Origin of the sequence: Paenibacillus sp. NPDC056722 (assembly GCF_042790635.1) — a bacterium.
GTDB lineage: Bacteria > Bacillota > Bacilli > Paenibacillales > Paenibacillaceae > Paenibacillus_AQ > Paenibacillus_AQ agri.
The window spans coordinates 513,698-534,022 of the sequence record NZ_JBHTYV010000003.1 but is presented as its reverse complement, the minus strand read 5'-3'; the positions used below and the strand labels follow the sequence as shown (position 1 = coordinate 534,022).

Genomic DNA, 20,325 nt, shown 5'->3' with positions numbered 1-20,325 from the left:
TTTTTGTATGTAGAAGAGGAATAAGGCAACCATGGCTCGATAATACTTTTAGGAGGTAACTGAAATTGGAAGACAATCTTCAAAGTGCCTATCAAGAGGAAGAAGACAGGCTGGACAAAACACTTGTAGAAATTGATGCTGTGCTGGAGAAGCTCCGCAATACGCCGGTATACACTGGACATGATTACACGGAGCAAGCTCTGGAGGCCTCCAGAGAGCAGAGACGCAGGGATTTGACCAAGCTAAGGCAGGAGCCTTATTTCGGACGGCTTGATTTTCAAGGTACAGATGAGCACGAACGCAAGGCGCTTTACATTGGCAAAATCGGTGCAGACCGCGAACAGGTAAGCGACCGTCCGCTAGTCATCGACTGGCGCGCACCGGTAGCAAGCCTGTTCTATTCGTTTACCGGCGGGACGGAGCCTGCTTCCTATGAAGCACCGGACGGATTGGTAGAAGGGCTGGTCTACCTCAAGCGCAACGTGGTGATCCGCAAGCAGATTCTCGAACGGGTAGCGGACACCTTTAACCGGGAGAGTGACGGTCCCGCGGTATCGGACGAATTCCTCGTCTACCGCCTTGGCGAGAACAAGGATAACCGTCTGCGGGATATTGTGTCGACAATTCAGGAAGAGCAGGACAAGATCATCCGGGCAGCGAAGAACACCGCGCTGATTATTCAGGGTGTTGCGGGCAGTGGGAAGACGACGGTAGCCCTGCACCGTCTGGCCTTCTTGCTCTATCAATACAAGGATCAGGTCTCAGCGGAGAAAATGATTATTTTCGCTCCGAACCGCATGTTCCTTGATTACATCTCTGATGTGCTTCCAGAGCTTGGTGTGGGCAACATTGCACAGAACACGTTCCCGGACTGGGCGGCAGAGGTGCTGGGGCTGGAGCTGCCGCAGCAGGATGCGACGCAGACGCTGAACCGCTGGTTCGAGACTTCCGGCGGCATGCCGGAAATCACGGAAGAGACGCCGGGCCGCTTCAAAGGTTCCACTGCGCTGATGGGTCTTATCGAGGACTCCATTAAGTTGTTGGAAGCAGACGCTGTCCCAGAAGGAGATTTCATCCCTTGGGAAGGTACGGTACTGCGCCGCTCCATGATTCTGCGCTGGCATAATGAGGAGTACGCACCGTACCCTCCGGCGAAGCGCAAGGAGCGGGTGATGGCACGGATCCACCGCTGGATTGAGATGGAGTTGAAGAAGAGCCCGTCTGCAGCAGCTATGAAGGAACGCAAGAAGAAGGGCGCTCAGCGGGAAAAAGCGTACAGCGCTAAATGGTCCAAGTACGATCCTCTGACCATCTACAAGCAGATCTTCCGGGCGGCAAAGACCCCGGAGAGTTGGCCTGCAGAACCACCCGAGATCATTCCGGCTGGTGTTCTTAAGGAAACGGCAAAGGAACTGAAGAAGGGTATTATTCGGGAAGAGGATTTGCCGCCTCTGCTGTATATTCATTATCTTCTGAACGGCAACGAAGGCATCAGCCGCTTCGACCATGTCGTGATTGATGAGGCGCAGGACTTCTCGCCGTTCCAGATCGCGATTCTGGATCTGTACGTGCGCGGTCACTCCTTCACAATCCTGGGCGATCTGTCGCAGGGCATACATGCCTACAAGGGTGTACATGGCTGGGAAGAGATGCAGAAGCTCTTCGATCCCGAGCACACGGCCTACCATGCGCTTACACGCAGTTATCGCTCGACGATGGAGATCATCGAGTTCGCGAACGGCATCCTGTCTGCAGGTGTGAACAGCCCGCTGCTGGCCGTGCCGGTCTTCCGTAGCGGTAACCCGGTGCGTCTCATTGCCTATGGTGAAGCAGGCCGCCCTGAAGTGCAGAGTTCTAAAGTAGGTGGCTCAGAAGCAGGCAGGTCTGAGGTAGACGGCTCTGAGGTAGGTGGCTCTGAAGTGGGCAGATCTGAGGCAGGTGCCACTGATGCAGGCAGATCTAAAGCAGACGGTTCTGAAGTACGTGACTCAGAAGCAGGAGTCCCTGATGCAGGCAACTTGTTGAAGACAAATGAGCTGCACCTGGATCCACGCGTCCAGGACCTGAGAGCCGCGCTGGCTGCGCTGTCTGGCCGGGAGTATCGTACGGTTGCTGTGCTGACACGTAGTTTGCGGGAAGCCACGGAGCTGTATACGGCGCTCGCAGAGCATTTTAGCGACATCCATCTCATCGACGGCAGCATGACAGCTTATCAAGGCGGGCTATCCATACTGCCGGTGTACCTGTCCAAGGGACTGGAGTTCGACGCCGTTATCCTGGCGGATGCGGACCGTGGTCACTATGGGGAAGCAGCCTGGGATGCGAAGCTGATGTATGTTGGCTGCACACGCGCGCTGCATGAGCTGTGGCTGCTGCATGACGGGGAACTCCCGGCCTATGTGCAGGCGTCTGAAGGAGAGGTCCTGATCGGCTGGCCGACGGAGACGTCGCCGCAGAAGTGAATTATCAAGGAACTACCGGGGAGATTGCCCCGGCTAGTTCCTTTTTGTATATAAGACGAATAAAAGAAACTGTCGCCAGGGTTTCAGAACACAAATCTAATCGCTCGCTTACTTTCTCCTTCTTCTTAACTGTTTAACTGTGAAAAAAGGTCCCCTCGCCCAACTAAGAGCATTTTTGTACCTTGAATTTATTGGATGAAGGAAAATAAGGGAGATAGAGGCATTTTTGTATCTTATTTTCGATAAAATTAGCTTTAAAGGGGTATTATGGAATAATTAAGGTACAAAATTGCCTTTAATTAACTCTAACCCTTAAATACAGATTATTTAAGGTACAAAAATGCCGTTAAATTACAGATCGGGAAGCCGAAATATAAATTCTCCTTTTTCTTGGCTTTGTTTGTTATTTTAATGCGTCCACATAGAAGCGGCGATACAGAGGGAATCTTGAGACAACATTGACCGGAAGTTAATACCTTCCACCGTAGGAATGACCGCGCCAAACGTTCGGATTCTGGGTTCAGATCCTAAGTGCGGATCCTAAGTGCAGATCCTAAGTGAAGATTTTAAGTTCAAATTTTAAGTTCAAATTTTAAGTTCAAATTCTAAGTTCAGATCTTAAATTGAGATCTTAAATTCAAACCGTACGCTTGTCTTATATATAAATAAAACTAAAATCCTAAAAGAACCGGTTGACATGCCGGCCGGGATCATCAATCCTTAGAAGTAGGTATAAGTGGAATATGATAGAGAGCAGGTAACACATCAATGACAACCAATGGACAACAGTTCTACCGCTTCAGTGAAGCCCCGATCTGGGAGCTGCAGCGTGCTTATTTTGAAGAAAAGGGTATGAAAGCTTGGGAAGACGATGAAGTACCACAGTATATTACGAGCAATCCTATGATTGCGGAAGCTTACGCAGAGATGATTTTCGGATTTCTTCAGGATCGGGCCGCACAAGGGCATGTATCGGAGCCGGTTACCATTCTGGAGCTTGGAGCGGGCGCCGGCCGGCTGGCCTTTCATATCGTTCGTCAATTACGCGAAATTAGGAATTACGCAGGGCTTACCTTGCCTCCCGTTCGTTATGTTATGAGTGATTTGGCTGCCAAAAACGTCGCCTCCTGGCAGCGGCATCCTGGCCTGCTGTCGTTGGTAGATGAGGGGCTGCTGGATTTTGCCCGTTTTGATGCTGTCAATGATACGGAGCTGCATCTGACTCAGAGTAAAGTGGTCATCCGTCCAGGGGATTTGGAGCAGCCCTTGCTGGTGATCGCCAATTACTTTTTTTGCAGTATCCCGCAAGAATTGCTTTACGTGGATGAAGGGAAAATTTTCGAGTGCGAGGTGGCACTGAAATTTCCAGAGGAAGTGGAAGGGCTTAGCCAATCTGAGCTGCTCAAAAAAGTGGTTCCCGAGTTCCAATACCGCCGTGCAGCCAGCTATGAAGAGGATACGCACCCTTATCAAGGGGTTATACAAATATATCAGGACAAGCTGGAGGACTCGCATATTCTGTTCCCTGCGGCAGGACTTATGTGTATGGAGCGTCTGAATGCCTTGTCCCAGGCTGGTTTTCTACTGATCACGGCAGATAAAGGCGATCACCGGCTGGAGAACTGGGAGTTCGCACCACCCCCTGAACTGATTCACCACGGATGTTTCTCTCTGACGGCGAACTATCATGCGATCCAGCATGCTTTTGAGCAAAAAGGAGCCGTGTCGCTGTTCACACAACACCACTATAAAGACATCAATGCCGGCTGTATTCTCATGCTTCAGGAGCCGGCTAGTTATGTACAGACCCGTCTAGCCTATCGGCGGTTCATCGACCGCTTTGGTCCGGATGATTTTTATTGTCTGAAGGGATCTGTAGATCAGCATTTGGGTGAAATGGAGCTTCGTCAGCTTTTGGCCTTTTGGCGGCTTGGCGGCTATGATGCCGAGTTGTTCATCCACAGCGCTGAGCACATCTCAGCCCTGCTTCAGGATTGCGGTGACGAGGAACTGCTCGACTTGCAAAGAGGGATTCAGATCATGTGGGCCAATCATTACGCGATGGAGGCCAGCTATGATCTCGCCTTGGATTGCGGGCTGCTGCTGTTCGAGATGGATCAATTTGCGCAGGCGCGGGAGTTCCTGGAACGCTCTGTGCTAGCCAACCCGGATGAGCCTGTCGTGCCTGTCTTGTATAGTCTTGCCATCTGTAACTACGAACTAGGCGATGAGGCGGCCACCCTGGATTATACGACCAGAGCGCTGGAATTGGAGCCGGAATATGAAGAAGCTTTGGAGCTATTGAACGCTTTGAAACAGGGAGTGGAATGATCTGCGCGTGGAGGATATCTTTGGTGGAGAATGTTTTAAACTGTTCTTGCACTTGTAACTCCACTGGGGCTATGGCTTAATAATAAGTGTCCGGCCGGGCAAGATTACTTCTGGAAGGAGGCTGATTACGATGATTTCAGTATACGAGGTGGTTTCCGTCTAACGACGGAAACCGCAATACAAGGGGAGGCCGCAAGGCCTCCTTATTTAAAAAAACATAACGAATAATAAACATAATGTATTTTAAAGACACCGGCTCCAAGTTTGTAAACACTAACATAAAAACGATTACAAGATTGTTGTATCTGAATATAGACGCCTAACGGCTGGTTTAATATAATGAAATTACGGTATTTACCAAATTTGAGAATAAGAAAGGAGAGCGTGACATGATTATCTTTAACACGAAGTTGGCAGGAACTCAAGGAACACACCTACTTAAGGAGGATACGAAACGTGAGTTATGTAAATGGGAGGGATGTTCTTCCCCCTAGGCTTCTAGAGGAGCTTCAGGGATACATCCAGGGAGAACTGTTATACATCCCCAAGAAGTCGGAACAGCGTGTCAGATGGGGCGAGAACAGTGGTTCAAGACAGGAGATTGCGAACCGTAACGAAGAGATTTTTTGTTCTCACCGCAGTGGATGCTCTGTATCGGAGCTTCAGCAAAGATATCATCTATCGGAAGAAAGTATCCGTAAAATTATATCAAAAATGCGGCTAGCGTTGAGCCGCTAGGCTGCACTTTGAACAAAGAGCATGGCTCCCGTCCCGTTGACGAGGTCATGCTCTTTATTATGTTTTTCTCTGATATGGTATGATAGGAGAACTAAAATAGTCAGGTTCAACCTATATAGAATATCGCAAGGAAGTGGAGATTATGGATTTATTTTCGTTTGAAGAGAGTAGAGGGGACGGACGGCTGCTGGCTGATCGCATGCGCCCGGAGAATCTGGATGAATATATCGGACAGGAGCATATCATAGGTCGAGGCAAGCTACTGCGCCGGGCGATTGAGGCTGATCAGGTCTCGTCGATTCTGCTCTACGGGCCGCCGGGCTGCGGCAAGACGACGCTGGCTCATATTATTTCCCATCACACGCAGGGCGAGTTTGTGCGCTTGAATGCCGTAGAGGCTTCCGTCAAGGATGTGCGGGAAGTGATCGAGCGAGCGCAGAGTAACAAGTCCCTGTACGGGACGAAGACGATTCTCTTCCTGGACGAGGTGCATCGCTTCAACAGCTCGCGCCAGGATGCTTTGCTGCCCGCGGTGGAGAAGGGCACGATTATCTTTATCGGGGCGACGACTGAGAACCCGTTCCATTATGTGAACGGGGCCTTGATGAGTCGGTCCACGCTGTTCCAGTTGGAGTCGCTGACGAGGGAGCATAGCCTTACGGCGATGAAGCGGGCCCTGGACGATAAGGAACGGGGCCTGGGGTTCATGGACCTCCGAGTGGATGAGGAGGCCCTACAGCATATCGCCACGATGGCGAATGGCGACATCCGGCGGGCCTTGAATGCGCTGGAGTTAGCTGCGCTTACGACAGCGCCTCAGAGCGACGGCAGCGTGCATATCACGCTGGAGGTCGCGGAGGAGTCGATCCGCCGCCCGATCGTCAAGGCGGATGAATCGACGCAGTACGATGTGCTGTCGGCTTTTCACAAGAGCATTCGCGGCTCCAGTGACGCCGCTCTGTTCTGGTTCCTCTATGCCGTCGAGAAGCTCGGCATGGACCCGATGACCTTCATCCGGCGCCTGATCGCGGCCAGCAGCGAGGACATCGGGCTCGCCAATCCGCAGGCCATGGTGCAGGCTGTCAGCGCCCTGGAGGCTTATCGCAACAACGGCTGGCCGGAAGCGAAGCTGAACATCGCCCAGGCGATTCTGTTCGCGGTGGAGAGTCCCAAATCCAATGCTGTATACACAGCCATTTCCAAGGCGATGTCGAGCATCGAAGAGCTGAAATCGGCCGAGGTGCCTCTGCACCTGCGGGACACGCATTACAAAGGCGCATCTGCACTGGGGCACGCCGGGTACCAGTACCCGCATGATTTTCCGGGTCATTATGTGAAGCAAGATTACCTGCCCAAGGCGATTGCCCGCAGGGTGTTCTATCAGGCCACCGAGCAGGGCAATGAGGCGAAGATTCGTCACAATCAGGCGCTGCGGCGGGAGCGGTAGACCTGAGTGGGGATTTCCTTAACCTACAGCAGGATGTTTCCAACGGGCGGGGCTTCATTTTTAACGCTGATGCTTATGTGAATAATACATTGTGCTTTAGGAGGTAAACTATGGTTACAATCGTGCAAATGAAACTTGAGGATGCTAATAGAATCCGTGATATAGATCGCTCAGAAACCATAGAACTAACGTACCGATATCGGGAGGGGACTCTTGAAGAATTAAAGACACCCCATGAGTGCCCTAACTGGATGGAAGACCAATATCAGGAGATTATTTCACGATATGAATATGAGCTTACCCATGGTGGGGTGGCATTTGGAGCATTCGACGGGAGTAAGTTGGTGGGGTTCGGAGTCCTGGCTCATAAGCTGCGGGGAAAAGATCATAATCAACTTCAAATCGACCTGATGTACGTTACCTGGGAATACCGAAGACAGGGTATTGGCCGCCAAATTTTCGCCCAATTAAGTAAAGCTGCCATCAAAAAAGGAGCGGAATACTTATATATATCCTCCACCGAAACTGAATCTGCAGTGAAGTTCTATTCGAGCTTTGGTTCTTCTATCGCGTCAGAAGTCGATGAGGAACTCTTCATGAAAGAACCTGAGGACATTCACATGCTGACAAAGCTGTGAGCCGAAAGGGTGGCTGGTATCAGCTTGTCGTAGCTGGCGGAGGGCGTGATTCCACGTGCGGGTTCGGCCGAAGAAATCACCAAGGTTGCCTTGTAATTGGATTGGTTTCAGACGATTCCAGCTTCGTGAACGGAACGGTCTTTACTGCGGATATCGGCCGAACTCCTATTTGCTTGTAAATAAGACGCAAGAGCCCGAGTGCTCTTGTGTCTTATTTTTTTGAATATGATGACGCTTCTATGAACTGGTCGTATTTTGATGTAAACGGAACAGCAGAGAAAGCTGATTGGCGAGAAAATTCGGTGTGTAGGGCATATCATTGCGAAGCCAGAAGACAATTGTACCGATGAATGCGGAAGAGCCATACCAGATTGCAATATCTTTAGGAACGCTCACAACCGAACCGGATAAGGAAGCGTCTCGATTCTCTGCTCTGCTGGAGATGACATCAACCATCAGCTGCATTAGGCGATCGGAGAAGATCGGTATGCGTTTTGAAGCGAGCAGCACCTTGTAAAAGCTTGAATTCTCCGCGATATGTTCAAGCACACTGACCAATACGAACCTCTCAAAGTCAACACGGGATTGACGCTGAACATCTTCAAAGATAGCAACAATTGCATTAATCATATCATCTGCCATCTTCTCCATCATATCCGGAATATCCCGGTAATGAAGATAGAAGGTAACACGATTGATGGTGGCGCGTTCCGCAATACGATTCACGGTTATTTTCTCAAGATCAATCTCCTGCAGCAAATCGATAAATGCATTTCGAATCAATTGTCGCGTGCGTAGTACACGCGGGTCCGTACGCGGTGATTTTGTTGACATACGCTTTCATTTCCTTTCCCTGTAAATAATTTGTACGACAAAAATATACGATTTGTAAATAATATTCTGAATAAACGACAGATCCTGTTCAGCTGTAAACTAACATACATTTTTTTGAAAAGTGTTGCTTGTGAATTGTAAGAGGGGTGGCTATAATTCTTTACGTTGAGTTTATTATACTACACAGTGTCTATTAGTTTCGCACTGAATTTGAAGGGAATGAGAAAACTGAGCAATAATTTATCTTTAGCCAGCAGCTCCATTAAGAAAGGTCCGCTATTGTTTGTCATGATTCTGGGGGCGTTCATCGCTGTTTTGAACCAGACGATTATGAGCGTCGCGACACCGGAGCTGATGATCGACTTTAATATTGGGGCATCTACGGCCCAATGGCTGACAACCGGATACATGTTGGTTAACGGGGTTCTTATTCCTATCACCGCATATCTCATGCAACGGTTTACGACCCGTGAGCTGTTTCAGACTGCGATGGTTATTTTCCTCGGTGGAACTATTGTTTCGGCGGTAGCACCTAACTTCGATATTTTGCTGCTAGGCCGTCTGATTCAAGCTGCTGGCGCTGGAATTATCATGCCGTTGCTAATGACTGTCATTCTGACTGTATTTCCTCCTGACAAACGGGGAGCCGCGATGGGGATGGTCGGTTTCGCTATTATTTTTGCTCCTGCTATCGGTCCTACACTCGCCGGTTATATCATGGAGCATTATTCCTGGCGTACGATGTTCTATGGAATGATTCCGCTTGCTGTAATCGTTATTGCGATCGCCTTTATTTATCTGAAAAATGTGGCTGAACGAAAATATCCGAAGCTTGACGTTTGGAGCATCATTCTCTCAACTATCGGCTTCGGTACCGTTCTTTATGGCTTCAGCAGTGCTGGAAGCAAGGGCTGGTCAAGCACGGAAGTGGTCTTATCTATTGTTGTAGGTGTAATCTCCTTGATTTTGTTTACCTGGAGACAGCTGGTCTCCAAGAGCCCGCTTCTCGATCTCAGGGCGTTCAAATACGGCATGTTCTCCTTGACAACCGTTATTAATATTGCGGTTACGATGGTTATGTATGCGGATATGATGCTGCTTCCGCTGTATTTGCAGTCTGCACGTGGATATACAGCCCTGGAATCTGGGCTGCTGATGCTCCCTGGCGCGCTTCTCATGGGAATTATGATGCCGATAACAGGCAGACTGTTCGATCGGTTTGGAGCGAAGTGGCTGTCCATTATCGGTATGGTTATTACGATCGGAACAACAATCGGGTTCATTAATCTGACCGATACCACCAGTTATACGTATTTACTTCTGATGTCCACAGGACGGCGCTTCGGGATGGCTATGTTTCTGATGCCAATTACAACAGCGGGCCTGAACCAACTGCCTGCAAAACTGAATGAGCACGGAACAGCTATCTCCAATACCATTAAGCAGGTGGCTGGTGCGATAGGTACTTCTTTGCTTGTTACGGTTATGACGAGCAGAACCAAGACTCATTTGCAAGATATGATGGCAACAGGCGGCTCAGGTTCGAAGGAGCATATGCTAATGGAGGCGACTATTCAGGGGATTAATGATGCGTACCTTGTCATTATTGGAATCGGAATTGCCGGCTTGTTGCTTTCTTTCTTCATTAAACGTACAGGGCAGGCCGAGAAAGAAGAAGGCGCAATAGCCCTGAACACAAAACTAGTTAATGAAACATAGGGGAGCAGGGAAGGTTCTTCTAAGTATTCTTCTGATGGAACAATACAACGGCTACGGTCCTATGACATTGGGGATAAACGGAACCGTCAAACCGTAAGAAAATGAAGCAGGGTCCCATCCAATCTGGATGGGACCCCTTTTTCTCGACCAAGGGTAGTACTTGCGAAGCTGTTACCAGGGGCGCAATATGAATTCAATATTACAGTGCCCATCCTCTCTCAGATAGAAGTACTTATCTCCTCTCTGTCATTCCCACATAGTCCGAACTGCTTCGGCAATGGAGCGGCCCTGCTCCCGGCCGGCGGTTGCCGTTATGCCGCAGCGCGTTGAATCGTAGGGGTTGAGGCCGATGGCCGCAACACTGTGTTCATCTGGGATTATGAGATAAACGTCTGCATTTGTATGCAAGCCTTCCGCCTCTTCCGCGGCTCCCGGAATGGAACCATAACCTTTTGGCATCGGGGCGAGAATGATAATCCGTTGGTGGCCTTCCGCCAGCCGCGCATTGGTTGTGGACACCATGCCTCCGTCAGTCCAGTTGCGCTCACCGATGGAGACGAGCGGCCAAATTCCTGGAACGGCCCCGCTTGCCGACACGGCATCGGGTAGAGGAATTCCAGACTCATGATCGAAAGTATGAAGATGCCCGGTATCGGCATCGATGGCGGTTACCTGCAATTGTTGTGGCCATTCTTTGGTCACAAGGCGGCTCTCGACTAAGGCGCGCCGCTGTTCAGGCGACACGGAGGGGGAATTGTTTTTGGCGATAAGACCGAATTCTGCTCCGACTTTTCGCGGATCGCTTCCTCCGGTGACGAAAGCCTTGTACCACGCTTGCATCAATTCTTTGGACGCGGAGACCGGTATCTCGTTCGGGTTCGGTTCCAACTGGTCCGCAAACAGTTTGTTAACGTCATACCCACTGGCCAGGGCTGCTCCGACAAAAGAGCCGGCGGACGTTCCGATGATCGTCTCAGCTTGATACAGATCGACCCCAGACTCCAGCAATCCCGTTAAGACCCCAACCTCCCACGCTATGCCGGTCACACCACCGCCGCCCAAGACGACGGCTCGAGTCATCGATTGGTTGTTCTGACTGTTCATGCCCATTCCTCCCATTTTGATTAATCGTTGTAGGAACTTGTTTGACAAGGTTCCTTTCGGCCTCTAGAGTATAAACTATAAAGTATACTTTAAGGTCAAGTGTATCGGGGAGGTTAGGATGAGAATTCATGTGCTGGCCCAAAAGACCGGATTAACGCCGCCGACCATTCGTTATTATGAGAAGGAAGGCTTGCTGAATATGCGCCACGTTGTGCGTGGTGATAATAACTATCGGGATTATACCGAAGCAGCGGTCGAACACCTTCAATTGATAAAACGTGTGCAGGCTGTGGGATTTACGCTTAAAGAAATCAAAGCCGTTATGGAGGAAAAAGAGGGGAGCAAACTTGAGATCTCCCGGTCCATTGAATTGTTACGCGAGAAGATGTTGGAAATGGACTTCAGGAAAATTGAATTGGAGCAAGCCCAGGCACTTCTTGCCCGTATGCTAGCCAATAAGCTGGCGTTGTTGAAGGAGAAGCAATAAAGAGACTAGGAGTAACGAAAAAGAAATGCTTCTAATCTCTATACGTGGATTGGCGCAACCTTCTTCATTCACTCGTGGTCGCTAACTTCTCCTTCGTAACGTCTATTGACTGCAGATGACTTAATTAACGGAGAAGTGTACCCAATCTTTACCTTGAATTGCGTTCATTTTATGGAAGAATGATTGGGCGCGTTTATTATGAAGAGAAGTTATCCATGTCATATTGGCATATCCCGAATCCTTACAATAATTTTCACATGCCAAATAGAGTTGGGACTCCAGTTCTGAATCTCTATAAGGCTCCTTGAGGAAGAGGTCGTTCATTACAGCAATTTTATCTGCTCTCATTGAACTAAAAGTAAAGTAGAGAGTAGCAAAACCGACGAGTCTACCCTCTTCTTCTGCAACGAATTGAATGCCAAATTGTTTGTCAAAAAGGGTTCTAATCAATTGATGAATTTTATCGATAGGCGGGTGGGGATTTTGATAAAAGTCGACATACTCATACATTAACTCTGTCAAACTTGTTAAATCATCAGGTTCAGCAATTCTTACAAAAGACGACATAGTAATTCCTCCAGATAGATACAATTAATATAATATAACCAATTTGATAGGGGGACTTGAATTGAATGATTCTGTTCTAAAGTTCTATGATGAGATTGCAGAAGACTATCATCTTATATTTGTTGATTGGAATCAAGCAATTTCGCAGCAAGGTGAGGTTCTCGACAAAATCATCCAATCCAAGTTGGCTATTTCTCCCCCGCATCACATTTCACTTTTGGACTGTTCGTGCGGCATAGGTACACAAGCAATTGGGTTGGCGAAGTACGGGTATAACGTAAGTGCGACTGATCTAAGTCCCGCTTCCGTAAAAAGAGCCGAAGAAGAAGCAGTATCGCGCGGGGTTAACATCAACTTTGGCGTAGCAGATTTTCGCTCGTTGGATAAAGATGTGTCGGGATCTTTTGATATCGTTCTGTCGGCGGATAATGCTATTCCTCATCTTCTTACAGACGGCGATTTAAATAAAGCGTTTGAAAATATCCATACAAAGCTTAATCAGAATGGCTTGCTTGTAGTTACCATAAGAGACTACGATGCATTGGTACAAGAGAGGCTGACAACCACACAGCCACGTGTTTTCGATGAGGGTAAACGTATCGTTTTTCAGGTATGGGATTGGGCGGGGGACGGAAAAACGTATACGACAAACCAATTTATTGTGCAGGAAATTAACGGTGAATGGGTAACAAAACATAACAGAATTGAGTACAGAGCATTGCTGCGAGAGGATATTAACGAAGCATTAAGTGCGACTGGGTTCAAGGATATTGAGTGGCATCTCCCAGCAGATTCAGGCTATTATCAGCCTATTGTGACAGCTCGGAAATTTTAAAATCATATATTCCAGTTGAAGAAAAACAGTGATATCGTTCAAGATCTGTTGACCTGGGGGTAACACCATAGTTTATAGTTTAAAACCAACGGAACATGTGCACAATTGTTCTTTTGGTTTTTTATTATGACACTATCCATAGGTGAGGGAGCGAATTGAAGCGAATCTTATTAAAATATATTGCTTTGACTTACGGGATATTTTATGTTTTTTTCTTCTAATCGGATTGGCGATGATTGTGTTAAAGTCTCAGCATATCTACGGTAATTTGTGTTGTTCTGCTCCAATTTCTTATTTTTGGAGGAAGTCTATATGTAAGACAAGTTATATGGAATGTATCGATACTCCAACAATTAGTTGCTTCATGGACTACACTGTTTATCGTATTTGGTAATAATCTTATTTATGGACCACTTGGAGAAGAGCTAGGGTGGAGAGGATTTGTACAGAATGAGTTACAAAAAAGATTCAGTCCTTTGAAATCTGCTATGTTTTATAAGTTGAATCAAAGTCTCGTCATTCCAATATTAATTCATCAGCTTTTCAATTATTTGATGGCAATTCAAATGGGGGATCGATTGCAAATTTTATTAGTTACTACTCTATTCTATTTTATTGTGGCACTGGGTTTGGTTCTAACATCGAGCGTCGCAAAGTCCAGATGGTGATAACATCATGCTCGCCTGAGAAATATGATTCATAGAAAAGGGAGACACTTTGCTGAATTTGTATATGGATTATCAAAGAGTTGATACTTATTTTAATACACTATATTTTTTTGTAGCCACTCGGACTAACTCTTCTTCTCCCCAAACAATAACCCCAACAATTTTTGTTTCCTCCGTTTCTTTTGAAGATATTTCTAGCGAATACTGATCAAAGACATTATTAAGAGATTGTCCGATTTGTGAGAACACTATGCTTTTTAATTCAGCAGCATCTATCGGTAACAGTTTGATCAATGTATGAAGTTGATTTTCTCCAGCCTTAAGAATTACAGTGCTATATTGTATACCTGCATGTTGAACATTGTCTTTATCCAAAACAGGTCTCTCTGAATATAGACTTGGCTCAACAAGAGAGGCTTGCCCCATTAATAAAGCAGCTACATTTGATGCAGCGCCTATTTCTAGATTTTTGTCTAATATAATAGCTATCCTCTTCATATTACAGCCCTCACTCCTCTAGTGCTTTTAATAAAACAAATCCAAGGCAAATTAATTCCCTTGCGTAGAACTTTGTAAGTTGTTAGTCCATAGTGGTCGGCGCTAAGCTGATTTGTAATAGCAATTGAACGATTTATGTTCTTAATAACTATTCTACATGCTTCAGGATTGGAAGATACAGTAATATTTTCTTGGTAGCTAAGCTGAACAAAAATATAACAAATGCAAGGAGGGGAAAATGGGGGAGTTTGTATAATAATTCTTTAAGTAAGGACTTTGGTATGCAAAAAGGTGACCAAACGGATTTGTCCGTAGTCACCTTTTTTTGCAGCCTTCACGTCTATTTGTAATCTATGCAATATGTTGTAACTCGCGCCCCTTAAACGTTTTGCACCAAAGGCACAACTTTCTCTGCATATTCAATCGTTCCGCCGCCAAGGCACTCTTCGCCTTGGTAGAACACAACAGCCTGTCCAGGCGTAATCGCCTTTTGCTCGACGTCAAACGCTACATGCACAGTTCCGTCTTCGCGGGCAGTCAGTGTTACGCCTTGGTCCGGCTGACGGTAGCGGAACTTCGCTACACATTGCACGGGTTCTGCACCGAGCTGTGCGCCATTGATCCAGTTCACTCCGGAGGCTACGAGCCCAGTGGAGTAGAGGCTGTGGTGCTTGTCGCCTTGTACTACGTATAGAATGTTGCGGTTCAAATCCTTCTCTGCCACAAACCATGGCTCACCATTGCCCGATCCGCCGATACCCAGCCCTTGACGTTGTCCCAGTGTGTAGTACATCAGCCCTTCGTGACGGCCTTTGACTTCGCCGGTAGCGATGTCGACCATGTCGCCTGACTGTGCCGGCAGGTACTGGCTCAGGAATTCACGGAAGTTACGCTCTCCAATGAAGCAGACGCCGGTGCTGTCTTTTTTCTTCGCGGTATATAGACCCGCTTCTTCGGCAATTCTCCGTACTTCCGGCTTCGGCAGATGACCGATTGGGAACATAGCTTTGGAGAGCTGGTACTGATTCAATGCATTCAGGAAGTAGGTCTGATCTTTGTTGTTATCGACACCGCGCAGCAGCTTATACACGCCATCTTCCTCAACCACGCGGGCATAGTGACCTGTAGCTACATAATCTGCGCCGAGCTGCAGTGCCTTGTTCAGGAATTCCCCGAATTTGATCTCACGGTTGCACATGACATCGGGATTTGGGGTGCGTCCAGCCTTATATTCATCGAGAAAATAGGAAAAGACTTTATCAAAGTATTCCTTCTCGAAGTTTACGGTATAGTAAGGGATATCAATCTGCTCGCAGACGCGGCGAACATCCTCTGCATCCGTTTCTGCCGTGCAAACGCCGAATTCGTCGGTATCGTCCCAGTTCTTCATGAAGATGCCGATGACGTCATAGCCCTGCTGCTTGAGCAGAAGCGCCGTGACGGAGGAATCGACTCCTCCGGACATGCCGACGACGACACGTGTGTCTTGCTTTGCTTTTGTCATCGTAATCACCATTTCTGTGCAAAATATGAAGCGAACGGCCAAAGTATTTATGAAACACCCGGCTCAAATTGTATTATAACATACCTGTCTACCACAGACTGTCCACTTTAGGCTAAATTCAGCCAAAAAAGCCCAAAGTCATGACAATTTGTCCACTGGGAGAGAACATTCTTGCAAAAAGTTACGTTTTGTTCTCCAAATGTGGGCGCAGATATGTTAACATAAACTCATAGGAAACATCGGAATACGTTGAAATGTAAGTTTTGTATTACCCGACTAATGATTATACTATAAACAGCAACTAAACCGAAAGAGGTGCCCCTTTGAAAATATCGACAAAAGGACGTTACGGATTAACAATTATGATGGAGCTTGCCATGAAGTTCGGCGAGGGCCCAACATCACTTAAGAGCATTGCTGAGAAAAACGGATTGTCTGAACATTATCTGGAGCAACTGATCGCTCCCCTGCGGAACGCAGGTCTTGTAAAAAGTATTCGCGGAGCTTACGGCGGTTACATTCTGTCCCGCGAAGTCGCTTCCATCACGGCGGGAGATATCATCCGCGTATTGGAAGGTCCTATTTCCCCTGTCGATTTTACGGAAGAAGATGACCCGGCTAAGCGCGACCTGTGGCTTCGTATCCGCGACAGCATTGCTGATGTGCTGGATTCCACCACATTGTCGGATCTGATCAATTTTAAAGAAGAGAATCATGCAGATAACTACATGTTCTATATTTAGAAAAAAAGTAAATTAATTAATTTCAAAGTACTTCACGCATAACTCTGCTATCCCCTGTTACTGTGGAGCAGATAACCAGCAATAAAAGCCCGTCAACCTTAATTGGTCGGCGGGCTTTTATTCTATTTACATGATAAGCTCTGTGAATATTAACTAAAGTGGAGATACATGATATGCATATCTGAGTACACTCCGCTTTTCAAGCGAAACCCTTCCGGAATGGTTCCTACGGTCTTGAATCCGGCTTTCTGATAGGTGTGAATAGCTGCTGAATTGCCTGAAACTACTGCATTAAATTGCATTCCTCTAAAACCCAATTTTCTAGCTTGTTCGATCGATTTTTTGACCAGCGGGTCTGCTAATTTACGGCCGCGGTACAATTTGGAGATCGCATAACTCGCGTTTGCTACATGGCTGCATCTGCCAATATTATTAGGGTGCAAAATATAGTAACCAGCCACTTCATCATCTACCAAGATGCATGTGACAGCAGATTGTTCCTCCAGCATATTTTCGAATTCTTTCTCCTCGTAGTGATCCTCTCCAGGAAATGCGACACCGTCAATTAATATGTCGTTCCAAATATTTTTAAGGAGCGTTATATCTTCTTTCTTATACTCTCGGAATGTAATGTGCATTTTTGCTCTCCTAACTTTAAATGTAATTTGAAATTAGATATGATGATATCATCATTTATTTGAGAAATCTGCAATTATATTATCATTTTATATAAGAATATCGTCATTCTTGAAGTGGAGGATATATGAATAAGAATTTGGAGGAAAAGAATTATTATCCAGACACGCTTTTCCCAATTGAAATGTATACGGTCACTCGATTGTCGTGTATACCTCGCGGAAGAGGTTTTAATGACTTACACTGGCATGATGAAATTCAACTAACTTTAGTTACTTCCGGTTGGATAAGCATGCAAATTAACGGTGATAATTATAGGCTGAATTCGGGAGAAGCAATTTTTATAAACAAAGGCTTGTTGCATGTAACAACAGAGATGTCCGCTGATGGGCAATATGTAAGTTTCAATTTTCCAGAAAAACTATTATGTTTTTTTTCAGGAAGCCGAATGGAGCTGCAATATGTCCAACCCTATACCAATAGCTCAGCATTTCCAGCGAAGATTCTCAATAAAGACGTAGATTGGCAAGCCTATTTAATTCAAATGTTATGGGACCTGAAAAAAATGTACGATGAACCAAGATATTTTGGATGGGAGTATGAAGTGGCTTGCAAGATAAACTGTATGTGGATGAAATTGATAAGTCATGTTCCCTTACAAAAAAACGAGACAAATAATAAATCCAAGATGCAACAGCTGGAGCGTGTGCAATCCATCCTCAGCTTTATCCATCAAAATTACTCGGAAGATATCTCTTTAGCAGATATAGCCAAATCGGCTAGGGTTAGTATCGCAGAATGTGGCAGGTGTTTTCATAAAATTGTTCATACAACTCCGTATAACTACCTTATTGGATATCGGATTAAACGAAGTGTGGAACTGCTAGATGCGTCGAGATTCACTATTACTGAAATTGCCACTCGGGTTGGATTCAATCATGTCAATCATTACATTCAATCCTTTAAGAAGCATCATGGAATAACACCTGGAGAGTATCGGAAATCTGAACTCTAAAAGTAGACATTACCGACTAAAGAAAATTAACAAAAAGCGTAGATGAGCAAACGGGGAACTTTGGAACTGTAAGCGCAAAGCGCGTGCCTGAAAGCTTTCTATAGGAAGGCTATTATTGGAACATAGACTATCGCCAATTTCAACTACCTGAAGCGTAACAATGAAAAGGAGGGGGCATCGCCCCAACTAACGGCATTTTTGTACCTTATTTTTCATTTTAATATATAAATTTAGTAAATAAGGACATTATTGTATCTTGATTTTCGAAAAAGCACCCTATAGGGGGTATTCTGGTAAATTTAAGGTACAATATTGCACTTAATCTCCAATAACCCTTAGCTGCAGAGGATTTAAGGTACGAAAATGCCGTTAATTGCACTTCGATCCTTCATTAGTAGTGATAAGAATTCTTTTTAAATAATCTGCTATATGTGGTTGCAATTGACTCGCCTCCGTAACTCCCATTTCCTATGTTTCTACTATCGGACCCCGCCGGGTACTTTTCAACTATACTCATTCTTTCCCCTGCCTAACTTGTATCCAATGAATATAATTAATCTCAACTAATTTCGGAGGTGTGCTTATATGCGACAGAGAAACTTGGCTGCTTGTTCACTCACAGTATGGAAAGAAAGTACAGACCGGTAGAACTTTCGCACGGCTTAGACTGGAATTCATGAAGCCGGGATGAACGTGTACGGAGATTCTGCCGTGAATAGAGAGGCGGACCCGGTTTAATGAAAAGACAGCTTAATGCAAGACATGTGTATTCCTTTATGGGATTTTGGACATCCCTTGCCAGTGCCACAATGTTTACCACCTATGCGGTGTATCAGGTTATTACTCTCGGTCTGAGTCCGCTGCAGCTGCTGATGGTGGGTGCGGTGCTGGAGCTGACAGTATTGATTTTTGAAGGGATTACCGGTGTAATCGCGGATGTGTACAGCCGCAAATGGTCGGTGATCATCGGAATGTTTATTTTGGGTGTAGGCTTTGTTGTTGAAGGTAGTGTACAGGCGCTGGAGAGCAGTGTTCCGTTGCTTTCTGCTTTTGCGTGGCTTTTAGTGTCACAGGTTTTCTTTGGCATTGGTTACACGTTCACGAGCGGTGCTGATATTGCCTGGATTGTAGATGAGGTTGGCGAGCAGGAAGCCGGGCGTGTTTTTCTGACTGCCAAGCGACTAGGCCTGTTCGGAACACTGGCTGGCATCGGCATTAGTGTAGGGCTTTCTACGATCCGGTCAAATCTGCCTTATGTGGCAGCTGGCTTGATGTATCTTGTGCTGGGATTCTTTCTGATTCGGTATATGAGGGAGACGAAGTTTGTCAGACCGGAGAAGAGTGAGGGAACACCATTTGCACATTTGAAAAGTATGAAGGGCGCTTGGCTGTCTGGAGCAGGGATGATTCGCCGTCATCCGGTTCTGCTGATGCTGCTGCTCGTTACCGTGTTTAGTGGTGCAGCCTCGGAAGGGTATGACCGGTTATGGCAGGCACATCTGATTACAGACATCGGATTTCCCGAAGGGATAACGGTCTCGGTTGCAGTGTGGGTCGGATTGATCGCTTTGCTGTCAACACTGGTCAGTCTGCCGGTTGTCTGGCTCGCGGAGAAAAAGCTGGATATCAACAGCCGGCCGCTAATACTCTTCAGTCTGATAGTGCTGACTGCTTTGCGGATCGGGGCAATCCTGCTCATGGCATTTGCTCCCGGCTTCGGGTGGGCGCTTGCCGCTGTGCTGCTGCACGATACGGTCATGACCCTGAACGGACCGATTTACAACACATGGCTCAATCAGCACATCGAGAGTAAGTCACGGGCAACGGTGATTTCGATGATGAGCCAATCCGATGCGCTCGGCCAGTCGGCGGGAGGACCGCTGGTAGGCTGGATTGGTAACCGGTTGTCTGTCCGTGCCTCCATCGTTGCTTCAGCTGTACTGCTGACGCCAGTTCTTGGCCTGTTTGCCAGACAGATTCGGGACCGGGCAGCAGAAAAACAGCGCGAATAAGGCGGTTTTCTGGTATACTTGACAGTATAATGTTACTCAAACAAAACGGGCACCGTCCCTGATGGGGATGGTGCATCCGTTTTTTCT

18 protein-coding genes are annotated in these 20,325 nt (G+C 46.8%); 12 read left to right on the top strand and 6 right to left on the bottom strand.

Annotated elements, in window-relative coordinates:
* Positions 1-65 precede the first annotated feature (65 nt).
* The 5 genes from ACFRAM_RS11030 to ACFRAM_RS11010 all read left to right on the top strand — a co-directional run bounded on the left by ACFRAM_RS11030 (position 66) and on the right by ACFRAM_RS11010 (position 7,616).
* Entirely contained in the window at positions 66-2,462 is a 2,397-nt protein-coding gene (locus ACFRAM_RS11030) for a HelD family protein (protein WP_379465879.1), read from the top strand.
* Between the two features lie 768 nt (positions 2,463-3,230).
* Entirely contained in the window at positions 3,231-4,793 is a 1,563-nt protein-coding gene (locus ACFRAM_RS11025) for a tetratricopeptide repeat protein (RefSeq protein ID WP_379465878.1), read from the top strand.
* Positions 4,794-5,249: 456 nt separating this feature from the next.
* A complete protein-coding gene (locus ACFRAM_RS11020; protein ID WP_379194896.1) occupies positions 5,250-5,531 on the top strand; it encodes a CD3324 family protein in 282 nt (93 codons plus the stop codon).
* A gap of 142 nt (positions 5,532-5,673) precedes the next feature.
* Positions 5,674-6,978 (top strand): replication-associated recombination protein A, encoded by a 1,305-nt coding sequence (locus tag ACFRAM_RS11015; protein WP_379465877.1) that lies wholly within the window; start codon positions 5,674-5,676, stop codon positions 6,976-6,978.
* Positions 6,979-7,088: 110 nt separating this feature from the next.
* A complete protein-coding gene (locus tag ACFRAM_RS11010; RefSeq protein ID WP_379465876.1) occupies positions 7,089-7,616 on the top strand; it encodes a GNAT family N-acetyltransferase in 528 nt (175 codons plus the stop codon).
* 237 nt (positions 7,617-7,853) lie between these two features.
* On the opposite strand, the gene ACFRAM_RS11005 is transcribed toward ACFRAM_RS11010, so the two are convergent.
* Positions 7,854-8,450: a TetR/AcrR family transcriptional regulator gene (locus tag ACFRAM_RS11005; RefSeq protein WP_379465875.1), complete on the bottom strand. Its 597-nt coding sequence runs from the start codon at positions 8,448-8,450 to the stop codon at positions 7,854-7,856.
* Between the two features lie 219 nt (positions 8,451-8,669).
* Between ACFRAM_RS11005 and ACFRAM_RS11000 the strand changes: the two genes are divergently transcribed.
* Entirely contained in the window at positions 8,670-10,169 is a 1,500-nt protein-coding gene (locus ACFRAM_RS11000; protein WP_379465874.1) for a DHA2 family efflux MFS transporter permease subunit, read from the top strand.
* Positions 10,170-10,415: 246 nt separating this feature from the next.
* Here ACFRAM_RS11000 and ACFRAM_RS10995 read toward each other — a convergent pair whose 3' ends face one another.
* Positions 10,416-11,273 carry a patatin-like phospholipase family protein gene (locus ACFRAM_RS10995; RefSeq protein WP_379465873.1) on the bottom strand — a complete coding sequence of 286 codons (858 nt, stop codon included), beginning with the start codon at positions 11,271-11,273 and terminating at the stop codon, positions 10,416-10,418.
* A gap of 118 nt (positions 11,274-11,391) precedes the next feature.
* On the opposite strand from ACFRAM_RS10995, the gene ACFRAM_RS10990 reads away from it, so the two are divergent.
* On the top strand, positions 11,392-11,760 hold the full coding sequence (locus ACFRAM_RS10990) for a MerR family transcriptional regulator (protein WP_379465872.1): 369 nt from the start codon (positions 11,392-11,394) through the stop codon (positions 11,758-11,760).
* Between the two features lie 120 nt (positions 11,761-11,880).
* On the opposite strand, the gene ACFRAM_RS10985 is transcribed toward ACFRAM_RS10990, so the two are convergent.
* Complete coding sequence (locus ACFRAM_RS10985) at positions 11,881-12,327, bottom strand: GNAT family N-acetyltransferase (RefSeq protein WP_379465871.1); 447 nt, start codon at positions 12,325-12,327, stop codon at positions 11,881-11,883.
* 61 nt (positions 12,328-12,388) lie between these two features.
* Here ACFRAM_RS10985 and ACFRAM_RS10980 point away from each other — a divergent pair, with 61 nt between their 5' ends.
* Together ACFRAM_RS10980 and ACFRAM_RS10975 are read left to right on the top strand one after the other, a co-directional pair.
* Positions 12,389-13,162, top strand: a complete 774-nt coding sequence (locus ACFRAM_RS10980) for a class I SAM-dependent DNA methyltransferase (RefSeq protein ID WP_379465870.1) — start codon at positions 12,389-12,391, stop codon at positions 13,160-13,162.
* Between the two features lie 254 nt (positions 13,163-13,416).
* Entirely contained in the window at positions 13,417-13,830 is a 414-nt protein-coding gene (locus ACFRAM_RS10975) for a CPBP family glutamic-type intramembrane protease (protein WP_379465949.1), read from the top strand.
* A gap of 87 nt (positions 13,831-13,917) precedes the next feature.
* Here ACFRAM_RS10975 and ACFRAM_RS10970 read toward each other — a convergent pair whose 3' ends face one another.
* Together ACFRAM_RS10970 and mnmA are read right to left on the bottom strand one after the other, a co-directional pair.
* On the bottom strand, positions 13,918-14,328 hold the full coding sequence (locus ACFRAM_RS10970) for a DUF2000 family protein (protein ID WP_379465869.1): 411 nt from the start codon (positions 14,326-14,328) through the stop codon (positions 13,918-13,920).
* Positions 14,329-14,707: 379 nt separating this feature from the next.
* Positions 14,708-15,832 (bottom strand): tRNA 2-thiouridine(34) synthase MnmA, encoded by a 1,125-nt coding sequence (gene mnmA, locus ACFRAM_RS10965; RefSeq protein ID WP_379465868.1) that lies wholly within the window; start codon positions 15,830-15,832, stop codon positions 14,708-14,710.
* Positions 15,833-16,155: 323 nt separating this feature from the next.
* Here mnmA and cymR point away from each other — a divergent pair, with 323 nt between their 5' ends.
* Entirely contained in the window at positions 16,156-16,575 is a 420-nt protein-coding gene (gene cymR / locus ACFRAM_RS10960) for a cysteine metabolism transcriptional regulator CymR (protein ID WP_175372785.1), read from the top strand.
* 149 nt (positions 16,576-16,724) lie between these two features.
* On the opposite strand, the gene ACFRAM_RS10955 is transcribed toward cymR, so the two are convergent.
* Entirely contained in the window at positions 16,725-17,213 is a 489-nt protein-coding gene (locus ACFRAM_RS10955) for a GNAT family N-acetyltransferase (protein WP_379465867.1), read from the bottom strand.
* Between the two features lie 125 nt (positions 17,214-17,338).
* Between ACFRAM_RS10955 and ACFRAM_RS10950 the strand changes: the two genes are divergently transcribed.
* Together ACFRAM_RS10950 and ACFRAM_RS10945 are read left to right on the top strand one after the other, a co-directional pair.
* On the top strand, positions 17,339-18,226 hold the full coding sequence (locus ACFRAM_RS10950) for an AraC family transcriptional regulator (protein WP_379465866.1): 888 nt from the start codon (positions 17,339-17,341) through the stop codon (positions 18,224-18,226).
* A gap of 737 nt (positions 18,227-18,963) precedes the next feature.
* Positions 18,964-20,238: an MFS transporter gene (locus ACFRAM_RS10945; RefSeq protein WP_379465865.1), complete on the top strand. Its 1,275-nt coding sequence runs from the start codon at positions 18,964-18,966 to the stop codon at positions 20,236-20,238.
* Positions 20,239-20,325 lie beyond the last annotated feature (87 nt).

What these genes read in the sequence shown, in the direction of transcription:
- mnmA (WP_379465868.1), bottom strand. Translation starts at nt 15,832, where the DNA reads ATGACAAAAGCAAAGCAAGACACACGTGTCGTCGTCGGCATGTCCGGA.
- ACFRAM_RS10950 (WP_379465866.1), top strand. Translation starts at nt 17,339, where the DNA reads ATGAATAAGAATTTGGAGGAAAAGAATTATTATCCAGACACGCTTTTC.
- ACFRAM_RS11005 (WP_379465875.1), bottom strand. Translation starts at nt 8,450, where the DNA reads ATGTCAACAAAATCACCGCGTACGGACCCGCGTGTACTACGCACGCGA.
- ACFRAM_RS10955 (WP_379465867.1), bottom strand. Translation starts at nt 17,213, where the DNA reads ATGCACATTACATTCCGAGAGTATAAGAAAGAAGATATAACGCTCCTT.
- ACFRAM_RS11000 (WP_379465874.1), top strand. Translation starts at nt 8,670, where the DNA reads ATGAGAAAACTGAGCAATAATTTATCTTTAGCCAGCAGCTCCATTAAG.
- ACFRAM_RS10990 (WP_379465872.1), top strand. Translation starts at nt 11,392, where the DNA reads ATGAGAATTCATGTGCTGGCCCAAAAGACCGGATTAACGCCGCCGACC.
- ACFRAM_RS11010 (WP_379465876.1), top strand. Translation starts at nt 7,089, where the DNA reads ATGGTTACAATCGTGCAAATGAAACTTGAGGATGCTAATAGAATCCGT.
- ACFRAM_RS11015 (WP_379465877.1), top strand. Translation starts at nt 5,674, where the DNA reads ATGGATTTATTTTCGTTTGAAGAGAGTAGAGGGGACGGACGGCTGCTG.
- ACFRAM_RS10985 (WP_379465871.1), bottom strand. Translation starts at nt 12,327, where the DNA reads ATGTCGTCTTTTGTAAGAATTGCTGAACCTGATGATTTAACAAGTTTG.
- ACFRAM_RS11025 (WP_379465878.1), top strand. Translation starts at nt 3,231, where the DNA reads ATGACAACCAATGGACAACAGTTCTACCGCTTCAGTGAAGCCCCGATC.
- ACFRAM_RS10970 (WP_379465869.1), bottom strand. Translation starts at nt 14,328, where the DNA reads ATGAAGAGGATAGCTATTATATTAGACAAAAATCTAGAAATAGGCGCT.
- ACFRAM_RS10995 (WP_379465873.1), bottom strand. Translation starts at nt 11,273, where the DNA reads ATGAACAGTCAGAACAACCAATCGATGACTCGAGCCGTCGTCTTGGGC.
- ACFRAM_RS10945 (WP_379465865.1), top strand. Translation starts at nt 18,964, where the DNA reads ATGAAAAGACAGCTTAATGCAAGACATGTGTATTCCTTTATGGGATTT.